Below are 1,285 nucleotides of genomic sequence, written 5' to 3'. Positions count from 1 at the left end.
CGCGCCAGCCGGCGAGCCGTTCGCGGGCCTGGTCATAGAGTTCGTCGGCGATCGGCGAGCGGCCCTGGCGGTGGTAGGCGGCGTCCCATTCGGCGATCCGGCGGGACAGCCCGTCGAGTTCGGCACGGGCGCGCTCGGGCTGCCAGTCGGGGCAAGGCGCGGCGAGCAGGGTGAAAGGCAGGCAGAACGGCGTGGCGGCGATCCAGCGCTTCATCGGGAGCATCCTTGCTCGGAGAGAAGCGCCCAGCGTAGTTCAGGCGGTGCCGCCGGGGCATGCGACTCAGGCGAGCAGGCGCTGGATCTGGTCCTGCAGGGTGTCGAAGGAGAACGGCTTGGCCAGCACCGGCGCCTGGTGCGCGATGGGGCTGCCGGAGTCGAGGATTTCCGCCGGGTAGCCGCTGATGAAGATGACCTTGAGGTCCGGCCGCAGCTTGAGCGCGGGTTCGGCGATCATCACGCCGGAGACTCCGTCCGGCAGGCGGAAGTCGCTGACCAGCAGGTCGAGGCGGGGTTTGCTCGCCAGTATCGCGAAGGCCTCCGCAGCGGACGCGGCCTGCAGCACGGCGTAGCCTTCCTCTTCGAGGTATTCGGCGAGCAGAAGCCGGACGTCCGGCTCATCCTCGACCAGCAGAACGATTTTGCTTTTTGCCTGACTCATTGGTGGCGCCCGGGACTGCTAAGGGGGAGTTTTCGATGGGGTTGAATATTCCCCGCATACGACCGCCAGCGCCAGGGTCCGTTCCGGAAACTTTCACGTCGATCTACCCGCTGCGCCCCGTCGTCGAGTCGACCGCGAAGGGCGGCCGCTTGCTAGACTGCGCGCTCCCCGATTGCCCGTCCCGCCCGCCATGACGCCGCTGAAATACCTCGCTGCCTATCCGCCCGCGCTGCAGGAAAAGGTGCGCACGCTGATCGCCCAGGAACGCCTCGAGGAGTACCTGCGCCAGCGCTATCCCGAGCGTCATGCGGTGCAGAGCGACAAGGCGCTGTACGCCTACACCATGGCCCTCAAGCAGGAATTCCTGCGCAACGCGCCGGGGCTGGACAAGGTGCTCTACGACGCCAAGCTCGACGTGTTGCAGAAGGCCCTCGGCCTGCACACGGCGGTGTCGCGCGTGCAGGGCGGCAAGCTCAGGGCGAAGAAGGAAATCCGCATCGCCGCGCTGTTCCGCGATACGGCGCCGCAGTTCCTCAACATGATCGTGGTTCACGAGCTGGCGCACCTGCGCGAGTTCGACCACAACAAGGCGTTCTACCAGCTCTGCGAGCACATGCTGCCCGGCTA

At 66.9% G+C, this 1,285-nt stretch carries 2 protein-coding genes and 1 pseudogene; 1 reads left to right on the top strand and 2 read right to left on the bottom strand.

All coding sequences use genetic code 11. The features are described 5' to 3' along the window. Both B3E91_RS04045 and B3E91_RS04040 read right to left on the bottom strand, forming a co-directional pair. Positions 1-214: pseudogene (locus B3E91_RS04045) on the bottom strand (DNA ligase B); the annotation flags it as partial. A 66-nt stretch (positions 215-280) separates the two neighbouring features. After that, positions 281-658, bottom strand: coding sequence for a response regulator (locus B3E91_RS04040; RefSeq protein ID WP_273234906.1), 378 nt, complete (start codon positions 656-658; stop codon positions 281-283). 190 nt (positions 659-848) lie between these two features. Between B3E91_RS04040 and B3E91_RS04035 the strand changes: the two genes are divergently transcribed. Further along, the coding region (locus B3E91_RS04035; RefSeq protein ID WP_287028478.1) for a M48 family metallopeptidase at positions 849-1,285 on the top strand (437 nt) is incomplete at its 3' end.

Source organism: Pseudomonas sp. UBA6310 (assembly GCF_002438225.1).
Classification (GTDB): Bacteria; Pseudomonadota; Gammaproteobacteria; order Pseudomonadales; family Pseudomonadaceae; genus Pseudomonas_O; species Pseudomonas_O kuykendallii.
This window is presented reverse-complemented; position numbering and strand designations above follow the sequence as displayed.

What these genes read in the sequence shown, in the direction of transcription:
- B3E91_RS04040 (WP_273234906.1), bottom strand. Translation starts at nt 658, where the DNA reads ATGAGTCAGGCAAAAAGCAAAATCGTTCTGCTGGTCGAGGATGAGCCG.